Origin of the sequence: Neobacillus niacini, from assembly GCF_030817595.1 — a bacterium.
GTDB lineage: Bacteria > Bacillota > Bacilli > Bacillales > Cytobacillaceae > Neobacillus > Neobacillus niacini_G.
In genome coordinates this window covers 5197565-5211275 of the sequence record NZ_JAUSZN010000001.1, presented here as the reverse complement: position 1 = coordinate 5211275, position 13711 = coordinate 5197565, and the positions used below count along the sequence as shown (strand labels likewise).

Sequence of the window (13711 nt, the reverse complement as noted above, 5' to 3'; positions counted from 1 at the left end):
AAGGACTAATCCTTCTAGTTGCGCCTACGATTTGTCCTTAAGACCCCTGATTAAGGACTAATCTTCCTGCCTGCGCTTCCGATTTGTCCTCAAGACACTCGATTAAGGACTAATCATCCTGCCTGCGCTTCCGATTTGTCCTCAAGACACCTGATTGGGGACAAATCCTTCCGGCCGCACCTGCGATTTGTCCTCAAGACACCCGATTAAGGACTAATCATCCTGCCTGCGCTTCCGATTTGTCCTCAAGACACCTGATTGGGGACAAATCCTTCCGGCCGCACCTGCGATTTGTCCTCAAGACCCCTGATTAAGGACTAATCATCCTGCCTGCGCTTCCGATTTGTCCTCAAGACACCTGATTGGGGACAAATCCTTCCGGCCGCACCTGCGATTTGTCCTCAAGACACCCGATTGAGGACTAATCCTTTCGGCCGCACCTGCGATTTGTCCTCAAGACCCTTCATTGAGGACTAAACCATTTGGCAGCATGTGCTATTAGTCCTCAAATAGGTTAGATTCCCAGAAAATAAAAAATACCCTATCTCAACAATCTCAAGGTGCAATCCTTGAAAAAGGATGCGCCTTGTTTTTTATTTTAAATGTTCATTTAATACGTTTTCTTCTAACACATCCATACTTCCATACACCTTGGCTATATGTTTTTCTCCCCAAGCACAAAGTGAATCTAAGATACCTTTTAAACTCCAGCCATACTCACTTAACTCATACTCCACTTTTGGCGGAACTTGATTATAAACAATACGGTTAATGACCCCATCTTCCTCTAATTCACGCAATTGCTGCGTTAGCATTTTCTGCGTTATATCAGGCATTAAGCGTTTCAACTCACTTGTTCGTTTCTTGCCGTGGGTTAAATGGCAGAGAATCACACACTTCCACTTACCCCCGATTACTTCAAGCGTCGCTTCTACAGATATATTATATTTCTTTTGTTGTTTCATATGTAATACCCTCCTCATTTACAGGCACTTTTAAGTACCTATATTACTTAAAAGTATCTATATCACTTTAAAGTGCGTACTTCACTAATGTTTCACTATATCTCATAATAACATTTATCGATTGAGCTGTAACAAGCAAATCGTTCAAATATTTTTAAGGAGGAGACATATATGTCTTTCAATCATAAACAAAGTTTGTATGCACTGCTGGCATTAGCCATAAGTGCCTTTGCAATTGGAACCACTGAATTTATCAGTGTCGGACTTTTACCGTTAATTGCAAATGATTTAGAAATACCCGTTACCACTGCCGGCTTAACGGTTTCCTTATATGCACTTGGTGTTACCTTCGGGGCACCTATTCTGACATCACTTACTTCTAGTATGTCACGTAAATCTTTATTACTTTGGATCATGGTCATTTTTATTATCGGGAATGGTCTGGCGGCAAGCGCAACGAGCATCGGCGTACTCTTAGTGGCGCGCATAATATCTGCTCTCTCACATGGTATTTTCATGTCAATCGGCTCTACCATCGCAGCTGACCTAGTACCGGAAAATCGCAGAGCTAGCGCAATTTCCATTATGTTTACAGGACTAACTGTTGCTACGGTAACTGGTGTTCCATTTGGTACCTTTATCGGTCAACAATTTGGCTGGCGAATGGCGTTTGGTCTGATTATTGTTGTCGGGGTAATCGCACTACTAGCGAATAGTATCCTAGTTCCATCGTCTTTACGAAAAGGTACTGTTTCATCTTTTCGTGATCAAATCAAAATCGTCACAAATGGCCGACTTCTACTAGTATTTATCATTACAGCCTTAGGGTATGGAGGAACGTTTGTTGTCTTTACTTATCTATCTCCAATCCTGCAGGATATCACAGGCTTTAAAGAAGGAACGGTAGCTGCCATTTTACTTGGCTATGGGATTGCAATAGCGATTGGAAATATGATTGGAGGAAAGGTATCCAATCAAAATCCGATTAAGGCACTTTTATATATGTTTATCGTCCAGGCTGTTGTTCTATTTATTTTAATGTTTACAGCACCATTTAAGATTGCAGGATTAATTACAATTTTCTTTATGGGGCTGCTCGCGTTTATGAACGTACCCGGTTTACAAGTGTACGTGGTGATGCTAGCAGAGCGGTATGTGCCCAGCGCTGTAGACGTGGCTTCTGCCCTTAATATTGCTGCGTTTAATGCAGGAATCGCGATTGGTTCCTACTTAGGCGGTGTCATAACCGATTCAATTGGACTGATTCACACCACTTGGATTGGAGCCCTGATGGTTCTTGTCGCTGTCTTCCTTACTAGCTGGAGCCGTAAGCTTGAAGAAAAAGACAAAACCGTTACAGATGACCAGCGTTTATTTTCAAATCAAAAAATGGAGGTTCAATAACATGACAAACAACTTACAAGCAACAACTACTTTATCTAATGGTGTAAAGATGCCTTGGTTCGGTCTTGGTGTATTTAAAGTCGAAGAAGGTCCCGAACTAGTGAATGCTGTTAAATTTGCGATTAAACAAGGTTACCGCAGTATTGATACAGCTGCTATTTATGGGAATGAAGAAGGTGTTGGACAGGCCATTCGCGAAGCAATCAATGAATACGGCATTCCGAGAGAAGAATTATTTATTACCTCAAAGGTTTGGAATTCTGATTTAGGTTATGACTCAACCTTAGTGGCATACGAAACTAGCTTAAACAAACTAGGTCTCGACTATCTTGATCTATATCTTATTCATTGGCCTGTAGAGGATAAATTTATAGAAGCATGGCGTGCCTTAGAGACCCTCTATAAAGAAGGAAGAGTTAAAGCGATTGGTGTGAGTAACTTCCAAGTCCACCACCTAGAAAAAGTAATGCAAGTTGCAGTGTTGAAACCTATGGTCAATCAAGTAGAATATCATCCAATGTTAACTCAGGCAGAAGTTAAAGCCTTTTGTGATAGCAATGGCATTCAATTTGAAGCCTGGTCACCTTTAATGCAGGGTCAATTATTTGATAATCCCCTATTAAAGGAACTAGCGAATAAATATAACAAATCCGTCGCTCAAATCATTTTACGCTGGGATCTACAAAATGGCGTTGTCACCATCCCAAAATCAATAAAAGAACACAGAATTATAGAGAACTCCAACCTATTTAATTTTGAACTGACGAGAGAAGATATGGACATAATAAGTAGTCTAAATGAAAATCATAGAGTTGGTCCAGACCCTGACAACATTGACTTTTAAAAATAAATCGGAGGCGCTCCTTTAGCAGGGAGCGCCTATTTTTATATTTTCTTCACATACTCAGACTTCAAACTCATGGCACCAAATCCCTCGATTTTACAATCGATATTGTGGTCGCCATCCACTAAACGTATATTTCTCCTTCGTACCTAGTTTTAGTGTTGAGGAGCTTCCTTTTACTTTAAGGTCCTTGATGACCGTCACACTGTCGCCATCACTTAATACATTTCCATTTGCGTCTTTTATGACTCTTTCTTCTTCTTCAGAGACAGATTCTAAACTCCACTCATGACCGCACTCCGGGCAGATTAATAAACTTCCATCTTCATAAGTATATTCAGAATTACACTTTGGGCAATTTGGCAAAGCTGACATACACGGTTTCCTCCATTCGTCTATTCTTTGTATATTGTGGCATAGCCTTTTCAAACAGACAAGCTTCTCTTCTTACATTGAAATTGGATAAAAAAATTTGAGCTTTATAAAACTTTTCTTATGAATCCAATCTCTTGACATCAAGATAAATTTATATTATATTTATCTCGAATTAAAAATATCTAATATAATAATATTTTTATTCAAAACACTTGAATTCGAAAAACCTTTATAGATTAAAATTAACAGCAAGGGGTGGACATCATGGGTTTTTTAAACAAATTATTTGGTACTACAATGAAGGAGGAAGAAACAATGACAAAAGCTAAATTAAAAATAGGTATTATTTTAGGAAGCACACGTCAAGGACGTGTTAGCCCGCAAGTAGGAGAATGGGTAAAAGGAATCGCTGATAAGCGTGGAGATGCAGACTATGAAATCGTTGATATTTCTGACTACAATCTTCCATTCCTAGGCACAACAGATGGTTCAGAGCCAGGAATTGCTGCTTGGAATCAAAAGCTAGCTAGTTTAGATGGATTTGTATTCGTTGTTCAAGAATACAACCACAGCATTACAGGTGCATTAAAAAATGCTCTTGATTTTGCACGTGAAGCATGGAATGACAAAGCTGCCGGTATCGTAAGCTATGGTTCAACAGGCGGTGCACGTGCTGCAGAACATTTACGTGGAATCCTGGGTGAATTGAAAGTGGCTGACGTTCGCACACATCCAACATTGTCTTTATTCACAGACTTTGAAAACGGAAGTGTCTTCAAACCACAAGATTTACACCAAACAAACATGACGGCAATGCTTGATGAAGTAATCGCTTGGAGCGGAGCTTTAAAAACACTACGTTAATTTAATAAAATATATAATGCGCCACAATCTTTATTGACTGTGGCGCATTTTGTATTTTTTCCAATTTGTCCAAGCCTTCCCTTTCAAAAAGCATACCTTATTTTTAGAGGATTATAAAATTAGATGTTTTTTTGAAAGGAGAATGACAATTGCCTAAAGTAATCCATTTAAACCTAAGGGTGGACCCGACTCAATATATTCCCCAGATTCGCGAAGTCCCTGGCTATGATTATATTCATTTGGTCAGGCAGCCTAAGTATATGGTTAATTTACCGCTTCTTAACGAAAAGGTTCACTACCTAAGTGAAATTTTTTCACCACAAGAATATGTAAAAAAGAATAAGGTTTCTCTCATGCACGCACACCATGCTCAATTAGGTTTATTACTTCTTCCATTTAAGGAAGAAACCTCCCTCCCACTCGTAACAAGTATAAGGGGCAGAGATGCAACCCTTGCTAATCAGCCGGTTGACTATTTAGAAGGCATGAAGATGCTTTTCGAACAAGGAGACCGCTTTTTCCCGGTTTGCCAGTATCTAGCACATCGCATTAATTTATGGGGATGTCCTGCCGATAAAATCAGAGTTCTCTACGGAGGGGTTGACCTTAACCTTTTCCCTTATAAAGGACCAAATCTACAAGGATCACAGAACATCGTTTCTATTGGAAGATTAGTAGAAAAGAAAGGGCACCATGTCTTAATGCAGGCATTTAAAAAGATACAATCAAAATTTCCAAATGCTACCCTTACCATTATTGGAGGCGGTGAGCTGGAAGATTATATTAAATCCCTAGCCTCGCAGCTGAATTTAGGTACCTCCTTCCGTCTATTAAATCGTGTGCCAAAAAGCCAAGTTCCAGAATTAATGGGACAAGCTGACATATTTTGTGCACCAAGCTTAACAGCGTCCAATGGCGATGTAGAGGGAATTCCGAATACAATCAAAGAGGCAATGGCAACTGGTATTCCTGTTCTCGCCACGAACCATGCTGGTATTCCAGAAATCATCACCAATAATAAAGATGGTATTTTAGTACGTGAAAATGATGTTGACCATCTTGCTGAAGCATTAGAATTTATGTTACTGAATAGACACCTATGGGAAGGCTATGCGATTTCAGCTCGTCAAAATGTAGAACAAAACTTTGACCAAAATAAGCAGCTTCTTTTGCAGGCCAAATATTATGATGAATTGTTAGGGGGATCATGATGGAAGATTTTAGATTAATTAATGTAACAAAAGGACCAAAAACTCTATTAATTGATAACCCCACTAACTACCCTTTAATCGGAATGGGTGCTCAAGGAGCTGTCTTCAAATTATCGGAGGAGCGCTGTGTAAAAATTTATTCTAATACACTGCAGGCCCAAATGGAATTAGAAGCACTCAAAGCAGGGCAGCACTTAGCCTTCTTCCCTCGATTATATGAACATGGTGAAAACTATATCGTCATGGAATACTTTAATGCTCCTACTTTAAAAGAATATCTCCGGAATTGCACCTATATCCCTGAATCGATTACTAAAAAACTTCTGTATGTTTTAGGTGAAATGAGAAATGCACAGTTCACTATGGTTGATGCGCCGTTACGGCATATTTTCGTCCTTGAAAATGAAGAGCTGAAGCTCATTGACCATGTAAATGCCTTCAAGCGCGTACACCCGGTGCCACTCAAATTATTAAGAGATTTAAACATGATGTTATTAAAAGAATCCTTCTTATCACAAGTTAGAAAATTTGAACGTGACACATATGAAACATGGCAGAGATATTTCGCTGAAAACAAAATAGACTATCGGAACATTCCCGTCTTTTCTGGAGGAAATGGTGAGGGGGTAAAGGTTGATAGCGCCATCTCGCAAACATTAATTGGAGCAGGTCACCAAGGTGCGGTCTTTCGTATTGCTGAGGATCAGTGTGTAAAAATCTATGGAAAACCTGAACATTGTGAAATGGAAAGAACAATTTTATTGGCGAATCAAGACCTTTCCTTTATCCCAAAAGTATATGAAATAGGAGAAAACTACGTTGTCATGGAATATTTATCGGGACCAGATTTAAACACCTATCTAAAAAAACAAATCACCCTTCCGCCTACTGTCACAAAACTCTTACTAGACATTTTAACATCTCAAAAACAAGCAGGTTTTAAACAAATTGATGCTCCATTACGGCATGTTTTTGTCACCAATTCAGGCTTTAAAATGGTCGACCATGTGTATTCGTTCTCTCGTCTGCAAGAACGTCCATTAGAACTTTTCCAAAACCTTCATGAAAGAGGTTTCCTTGACGCATTTCTTGAGCAAGTAATGCTTCTTGATCCAGCCACACATGCGGAATGGACGAAAACTCCAATCCCGCTTACTGAAGAAGAAGTACAAATGGAAATTAAGGACATCCCTACTGTACTGCCAGTAATAAAAAATCAGAAAAGCATAAAAGTGAATAAGCAAAAAAATGCCAAGGGCCATGAAAATAGTCGTGACCATAAAAATGGCAAGGATTATGGTAAGGATCGCGACCATAAAAAGGACAAGGGTCATGGTAAGGATCGCGACCATAAAAAGGACAAGGGTCATGGTAAGGATCGCGACCATAAAAAAGGTCATGGTAGTGATAAGGACCACCGTCAAAGCGGTAAGAAAGATAACAAGGATAAAAAGAAGGGAAATGATCGTAAAAAAGGATCTGATAAAAAATGAATATTTTAGTGACAGGTGCGGCAGGTTTTATTGGGTTCCATCTTTCTAAACGTTTGTTAGCTGAAAATTATCATGTAATCGGTGTGGACAACCTTAATGACTATTACGATGTTCGTTTAAAAAATGAGCGGTTAAAACTGCTGGAGAAGAACGATAGATTTACCTTCTTTAAAGTGGATATAGCTGATTCAAAAGGATTAAACGAAATTTTCGAAAGTCATTCCATCCCCATTGTGATTAATTTAGCTGCTCAAGCTGGGGTCCGTTATAGTCTTACCCATCCACACTCCTATGTTCATTCCAATTTAGTAGGCTTTGTAAATATTTTAGAGGCGTGCAGACATTATCAAGTGGAGCACTTACTGTACGCGTCATCTAGTTCTGTATATGGAGCCAATACGAAAACACCCTTCTCTACCCAAGACTCTGTAGATCATCCGGTAAGTATCTATGCGGCCACGAAAAAAGCAAATGAATTAATGGCACACACGTACAGTCATTTATTTAATATCCCCACTACTGGTCTACGTTTCTTTACCGTGTACGGACCTTGGGGCAGGCCAGATATGGCTTATTATTCTTTTACAAAGGATATAATCGAAGGAAATCCTATAAAAGTATACAATAATGGCAATATGCGCAGGGATTTCACTTTTATCGATGATATTGTCGAAGGAATCGTCAAATTACTAGACCACCCACCTGAACCAGATCCCAACAGAGATCTCGACCCAAGCACAAGTCATGCTCCATACAAGATCTATAATATCGGCAACAATAGCCCCGTCAGATTAATGGATTTCATTCAAACGTTAGAAAATCTAATCGGTAAAAATGCCAAAATTGAATTCCTCCCAATGCAGCCTGGAGATGTGAAAGAGACCTATGCAGATATTACCGACCTGCAAAAGGCGGCCGGTTTCTCCCCCGCTACTCCATTAGAAATCGGGTTAAGCCAGTTCGTAGACTGGTATAAAAAATATCATTAATAGGCAGCTTGAATCCCCTCATTAAATAGAGGGGATTCAGTTTTAATGAAAAAATCGTACTATATGCCTAGTAAAAGAACAAGAATCATTGAAATCCATTCAGTATACTAAGCTTAGAAGTTAATCATTTTACTAGAGAGCAGGTTGGTTGTATGTCCATTGGAAAAGTGATTTATTATCACCGAAGAAAGCAAAATAAGACGCAAGAACAGCTTTGCCAGGGCATTTGCTCGGTTACCCACTTAAGTAAAATTGAGAACAACGTTAAAGAAGCCAATCCAAAAACACTCCAGCTTCTGTGTGACAGATTGCAGATTTCCCTTGAGGATGAAAACAAAAAAAGCGAATTAGTAAAGCATAAGCTTGATATGTTTTACGATGCAATAGAGCGGCTGCACCAAGATAAGGCAACAATTTTATATAAAGAATTGCAAGAGTATAAGGAATATGTGCACTGTACGGACATGATTTATCTCTATGAATTATATATGCTTCGGTACTACCTGCTATTGCACGATTTTTCCGTATTTGAGGAGTCCTCCCGAGGCATTCATAAATATATCTCAAAATTTTCTCCTTTTGAAGCATATATCTGGGACCTGCTTCAAGGCATCTATTATGGGAAAAAGGAACAATTCCCCCAAGCCCTCCTCTTCCTATCTCGTGCAGAAAACAAAGCTGAAGAATATCAGGCAAAAATAACAGAGTATTATTATTTTCGGTCAGCCTTGCACGGGCATTTGTCCCACTATTCTTTATCGATTCATTATGCGTATAAAGCATTGCATGTTTTTCAGCAGACAAATAATCTATTAAGAATGGTTCATGTCAAAATGATTCTTGCTGTAAATTTCATTCATATTGGTGAATTTGAAAAAGGGAAAGAAATGCTTGTACATATCTTAAGTGACGCAGAAATGCTTCAGGATACGGAAACGAAGGCCCTTTCTTTACATAATCTCGGGTTTTTATATTACAGGCAAGGGAACTTAGAAGAATCGCTGAACTATTATTCACAGGCTCTACAGCACAAAGAAAAGAATTCAGCATCCTATTATATAACGATTTCCTATCTGGCAGAGGCACTTATTTCTTTTTCGCAAAATGAAAAGGCTGCAAAGCTGTTATCTGAGGTATTAGACTCCTTTCAAGATCAAAAATCACCTCGATACATTGAACTAAAAATCCTTTATTTAGAAGCAGCTGGTACAAAAAAATCTCTGATTCATTATTTGATAAAACATGGGCTGCCTATTATTGAACAGCATATAAACATCGATAGAGGAATCAAATATCTTCAGGTGATTGCTGCCTATTATGAAGAAAAACAGGACTACGCATCTGCAAACCACTATCTTCATATTTCCAATCAACACCTGAAGAACCTCCTTACCAACATTGGATCACCCGTTGACCTTAGGGAAGCAGCTGTACGTGAAAAACAATTATGATTATTATGCTAGATTAGAAGGGATAATTGCATTCAGCAATTGTCTTTTTTTGTCGATTATATTAAATTGTCCCAAGTTAATAGAAAGGAAAAACCATCCTTTTTTAATAGTAAGCCTTCCATTTTTCTAATGATCTCCTCTACTGGAGCCCTTTTTTTAACAATAATTATCCCAATTAACAGACTATTTAAATTCATCTATAGTTAAAAATAGTTACAAGAATAACTTTTTATTAGAAAAGGAGAATGTGAGGAATGAGCAAACAAAAGTACAAAAAGTATTTTGCCATGATGATGACCACGGCTCTTCTTGCGGTCCCGACTCTGCAAGTATTTGCAGATGATTCGGCCAAAGCAGGGGATGGGAAAATCACTGCCAAAGCTCTCGAAGGCATTAACGCAAAAGCAAGTACAGGGAAGCATGTCATTACCCTCATTACTGGCGATGTTGTAACGGTAACAGAGCTTGCAGATGGACAAAGTGTGATTAACGTAGAACCTGCCGCAGCCGGCGGTGGTGCAAGAATTCTGACAGTAGATAAAGATACATATGTCATTCCTGACCAAGCCATGCCCTATTTAGCTTCTGGGTTTTTAGATCAGGATTTATTTAATGTCACTGCACTCATTAAAGATGGTTATGATGACGCCTCTCAGAAGACTTTACCTGTTATCGTGCAATATTCAGAATCAAAATCTCGTTCAGGAGCGTTACCAACACCAAAAGGATCTAAAAAGACACATGTACTTGAAAGTATAAATGGTTTGGCACTTTCGACAGATAAAAAGGATACAAAAAAGTTTTGGCAGGACATTACGCTGAAGAAGCAGACTTCAAAAACCTCAAAAGCCATGTTTGCTCCTGGAATTGAGAAAATCTGGCTGGATGGCCGTGTGGAAGCTACACTTGAACAGAGTGTCCCTCAGGTTGGGGCTCCAACTGCTTGGGAATCCGGTTACGACGGTAGTGGCGTAAAAGTGGCAGTACTCGATACAGGAATTGATGCAGAGCATCCGGATATTGAAAGTCAATTGGTTGATGCAAAGAGCTTCGTTCCAAATGAAGATGTTCGTGACTTTCATGCGCATGGTACCCATGTAGCTTCAACGGTCCTTGGAACAGGCAATGCCTCAGAAGGAAAGAATAAAGGAGTCGCAAAAGGTGCAGACCTGCTTGTTGGTAAGGTACTTAACAATGAAGGATTTGGCCAAGATTCTTGGATTATCGATGGGATGGAATGGGCTGCTGGAAATGCAAAAATTGTTAATATGAGTATAGGCAGCAACGAGCCTAGCGATGGGACTGACCCAATGGCCCAAGCAGTTAATAACTTAACTTCTGAGACAGGTACTCTGTTTGTCATTGCTGCAGGTAATACGGGAATGGAAGGAATTAATTCACCAGGGTCAGCTGATTCAGCTCTTACCGTTGGTGCTGTTGACAAGTCTGATGAACTTGCCTGGTTCTCCTCTAAAGGACCACAAAATGGATTTTCTGGATTAAAGCCTGACCTTACCGCACCTGGCGTAGGAATTTTAGCTGCCCGTTCCCAATTTAGCAGTGGCAGTGGTTCTTATATGACGATGGACGGGACCTCAATGGCTACCCCGCACGTTGCTGGAGCAGCAGCTATTCTAGCGCAACGTCATCCTGATTGGACAGGAGCGCAGCTGAAAGAAGCACTTATGAGTACAACTAAGAAGCTAGACCATATTATGCCATTTGAAGGCGGAACTGGTCGTCTGGACGTTGCTGCGGCCACATTTGGTACAGTCCATGCAACAGGATCCCTTGATTTCGGATTCTATGACTGGCCGCATGAAAATGATGGTATTGTTGAGAAAACCATAACATACACAAACCGTGGCGACCAGACTGTTACATTAGACCTTTCTACAGCAATAACAGATAGCAACGGTGCAGAAGTACCTTCTGGATTGTTTACACTTTCAACCAACAAAGTGACGATTGAAGCGAATAGCAGTGCAGAAGTAAAAGTCACACTTGACCCTCAGCTTGGTGCTCTTGGTACCCGTTATCAAGGACAGATTTCAGCTAACCTTAATGGGCAGACAGTTGCTCATACCTCTTTAGCCGTGATAAAGGAAGAAGAGAAATATTCTCTTACTATCAATGCAACCGACCGTAACGGATCACCCGCCCTTGCATATTTTAATCTCGTTGGTCCAAGTGGAGTTCCAGAGTTTTATGCAGTGGATGGGACAAGGGAACTAAGATTGCTGCCTGGCACCTATTCGGTTTTGAGTATGATGGATGTTGATAGCGATACAGACCACAGAGGTGTTGCACTCGTTGGCGATCCAGAGATTAACCTGAGTGGTCCACAAACCGTTGAACTTGATGCCCGTAAGGCAGAAGAAATAGAAGTAACGGTTCCAAATAAAACCGAAGCCAATTATCGAAAGTTAGAATATTACCGCAACACCGGGGAAGCTGCTATGAATGATATCTACTTAATGCCGATATGGGTGGATAAAATGTACGCTCAGCCCACAAAAGAAGTAGAAAAAGGAGATTTCACCCTGGCTACACGCTGGCGCCTGGCTGAACCAATGCTGACAATCAACTTCCAAGGCAAGGAACTGGATGATATTCCTCAAGCAGGAAGTACACTTTTAAAAGGTGTACACAATTTTGCTGCAGTTTATGCAGGAAAAGGAGCTCCGGAAGATTATGCTGGTCTTGATGTGAAAGGAAAAGCCGTTGTGGTGGAGCGCAGTGATGAGGTTTCAGGTCAAGCTCGTGCCGCTGCAGCATTGGAGGCTGGAGCAAAGCTTTTGATTACCGTAAACGATCAACCGCAAGAGCTTAGCGAATGGGTTGGAATCGAAAATCCTGATTTTTCTCTTTCAGATACTCCGCTGGCCGTAGCGGGTATAAGCGGTACAGAGGGTAAACAGCTTGTGGAGGCAGCAAAGTCTGGAAAGGTGAAATTAAACGTCAAAGGTACTCCAGACAGTGAATTCATTTATGACCTTGTTGATATGCACCACGGAGCAGTACCAAAGGATTTAACCTATGCACCACAGACAAAGGATCTTGTAAAAATCGATTCAGAATATAAATCAGACAATAATGCACCAGGAACAGAATTTCGCTATGATCTTCTGCCTCACAGTTTTGCAGGAACTGGCTTCATGCAGCGGTTGTCACTTCCTTCTGTCCGAACCGAATGGGTATCCGCTCAAGAAGGCACATCCTGGTACCATCAGGCTGGTGTGTATGATGCACAATGGGAAGTACGACAGCCAAAAGTGATGTATACGCCTGGTCAAAAGTTTGCGGAAGAATGGTTTTCACCAGTTGTCCGTCCGCGTCTTGGTGAAGGATTCTGGGCACCTTACCGTGATAGAAATTACTTTGTGATCAATATTCCCGCATGGGCTGATTCAGGGATTGGGCACACAGGTGCAGACATGAATTATCCTGGAGAGCAGACGTTAGAGTTTTATCGTGGAGATACGCTCGTGAAAAAAGCAAATGGACAGGCAATCTATTCTTTTGTAGAGCAGCCAGAGGAAAACACGAAGTATCGAATTGTAAGTGACGCTTCTCGTAATCCAGAACGCTGGGATACATCTGTTTCCACCCATACAGAGTGGGAATTTTGGTCTAAAAAAGAAGAGGGATTCCGCTCTCCACTGCCGCTTCTATCATTGGATTATAAAATTGATACGGATATGAACGGAGATGCTATTGCAGGTAAATCAACCAAGCTAAGCTTGTCCGTATACCAGGTACCTGGTGCACCAGGAAACGGTGTCGTCGAAGGTGCTGCACTTGAAGTTTCCTTTGATGAAGGCCAAACTTGGAATAAAGTAGACTTAACTCCTGAAGGCTCTGGGTGGGCTGCTATGATTAAACATCCAAACAAATCTGGAAGCTCAGTCTCACTTCGCACTAGCGCATGGGATAATAAAGGCAGCCGTATTACGCAAGAAGTGATTAAGGCTTATGGGTTGAGGTAAGATTGCGAATTAGTATCTAAGTCTAAACATATAGTATTCACATATGTTTTTGTCCCCACTTATTGGGGACTTTTTTTTGCGTTATTGTCCTTTATCACTCTTATGAAAGACAAAACTCTTGGCTCC

General features: G+C 40.4%; 9 protein-coding genes and 1 pseudogene. 8 read left to right on the top strand and 2 right to left on the bottom strand.

Going from position 1 to position 13711, the window contains the following annotated elements:
* Positions 1–593: 593 nt before the first annotated feature.
* The gene (locus QFZ31_RS24600; protein WP_179595105.1) at positions 594–965 is read right to left on the bottom strand and encodes a winged helix-turn-helix transcriptional regulator; all 372 of its coding nucleotides are present in this window, start codon (positions 963–965) and stop codon (positions 594–596) included.
* A gap of 171 nt (positions 966–1136) precedes the next feature.
* Here QFZ31_RS24600 and QFZ31_RS24595 point away from each other — a divergent pair, with 171 nt between their 5' ends.
* A complete protein-coding gene (locus tag QFZ31_RS24595) occupies positions 1137–2369 on the top strand; it encodes an MFS transporter (protein ID WP_307308040.1) in 1233 nt (410 codons plus the stop codon).
* A gap of 1 nt (position 2370) precedes the next feature.
* A complete protein-coding gene (locus QFZ31_RS24590; RefSeq protein WP_307308038.1) occupies positions 2371–3213 on the top strand; it encodes an aldo/keto reductase in 843 nt (280 codons plus the stop codon).
* 41 nt (positions 3214–3254) lie between these two features.
* On the opposite strand, the pseudogene QFZ31_RS24585 reads toward QFZ31_RS24590, so the two are convergent.
* Positions 3255–3588: pseudogene (locus tag QFZ31_RS24585) on the bottom strand (zinc ribbon domain-containing protein YjdM).
* Between the two features lie 264 nt (positions 3589–3852).
* Between QFZ31_RS24585 and QFZ31_RS24580 the strand changes: the two are divergent.
* The 6 genes from QFZ31_RS24580 to QFZ31_RS24555 all read left to right on the top strand — a co-directional run bounded on the left by QFZ31_RS24580 (position 3853) and on the right by QFZ31_RS24555 (position 13585).
* On the top strand, positions 3853–4452 hold the full coding sequence (locus tag QFZ31_RS24580; protein ID WP_307308035.1) for an NADPH-dependent FMN reductase: 600 nt from the start codon (positions 3853–3855) through the stop codon (positions 4450–4452).
* A 149-nt stretch (positions 4453–4601) separates the two neighbouring features.
* A complete protein-coding gene (locus QFZ31_RS24575) occupies positions 4602–5663 on the top strand; it encodes a glycosyltransferase (RefSeq protein ID WP_307308033.1) in 1062 nt (353 codons plus the stop codon).
* On the top strand, positions 5663–7156 hold the full coding sequence (locus QFZ31_RS24570; protein ID WP_307308031.1) for a hypothetical protein: 1494 nt from the start codon (positions 5663–5665) through the stop codon (positions 7154–7156). The genes QFZ31_RS24575 and QFZ31_RS24570 overlap by 1 nt, the downstream gene beginning before the upstream one ends.
* Positions 7153–8145: an NAD-dependent epimerase gene (locus QFZ31_RS24565; protein WP_307308028.1), complete on the top strand. Its 993-nt coding sequence runs from the start codon at positions 7153–7155 to the stop codon at positions 8143–8145. Before QFZ31_RS24570 ends, QFZ31_RS24565 begins: the two co-directional genes overlap by 4 nt.
* 152 nt (positions 8146–8297) lie before the next feature.
* The gene (locus QFZ31_RS24560; protein WP_307308025.1) at positions 8298–9596 is read left to right on the top strand and encodes a helix-turn-helix transcriptional regulator; all 1299 of its coding nucleotides are present in this window, start codon (positions 8298–8300) and stop codon (positions 9594–9596) included.
* A 254-nt stretch (positions 9597–9850) separates the two neighbouring features.
* Positions 9851–13585 carry a S8 family serine peptidase gene (locus QFZ31_RS24555; protein WP_307308023.1) on the top strand — a complete coding sequence of 1245 codons (3735 nt, stop codon included), beginning with the start codon at positions 9851–9853 and terminating at the stop codon, positions 13583–13585.
* Positions 13586–13711: the final 126 nt, after the last annotated feature.

Excerpts from the sequence above, each read along its gene's own strand:
- QFZ31_RS24600 (WP_179595105.1), bottom strand. The coding sequence starts at position 965 with ATGAAACAACAAAAGAAATATAATATATCTGTAGAAGCGACGCTTGAA.
- QFZ31_RS24595 (WP_307308040.1), top strand. The coding sequence starts at position 1,137 with ATGTCTTTCAATCATAAACAAAGTTTGTATGCACTGCTGGCATTAGCC.
- QFZ31_RS24590 (WP_307308038.1), top strand. The coding sequence starts at position 2,371 with ATGACAAACAACTTACAAGCAACAACTACTTTATCTAATGGTGTAAAG.
- QFZ31_RS24580 (WP_307308035.1), top strand. The coding sequence starts at position 3,853 with ATGGGTTTTTTAAACAAATTATTTGGTACTACAATGAAGGAGGAAGAA.
- QFZ31_RS24570 (WP_307308031.1), top strand. The coding sequence starts at position 5,663 with ATGGAAGATTTTAGATTAATTAATGTAACAAAAGGACCAAAAACTCTA.
- QFZ31_RS24565 (WP_307308028.1), top strand. The coding sequence starts at position 7,153 with ATGAATATTTTAGTGACAGGTGCGGCAGGTTTTATTGGGTTCCATCTT.
- QFZ31_RS24560 (WP_307308025.1), top strand. The coding sequence starts at position 8,298 with ATGTCCATTGGAAAAGTGATTTATTATCACCGAAGAAAGCAAAATAAG.
- QFZ31_RS24555 (WP_307308023.1), top strand. The coding sequence starts at position 9,851 with ATGAGCAAACAAAAGTACAAAAAGTATTTTGCCATGATGATGACCACG.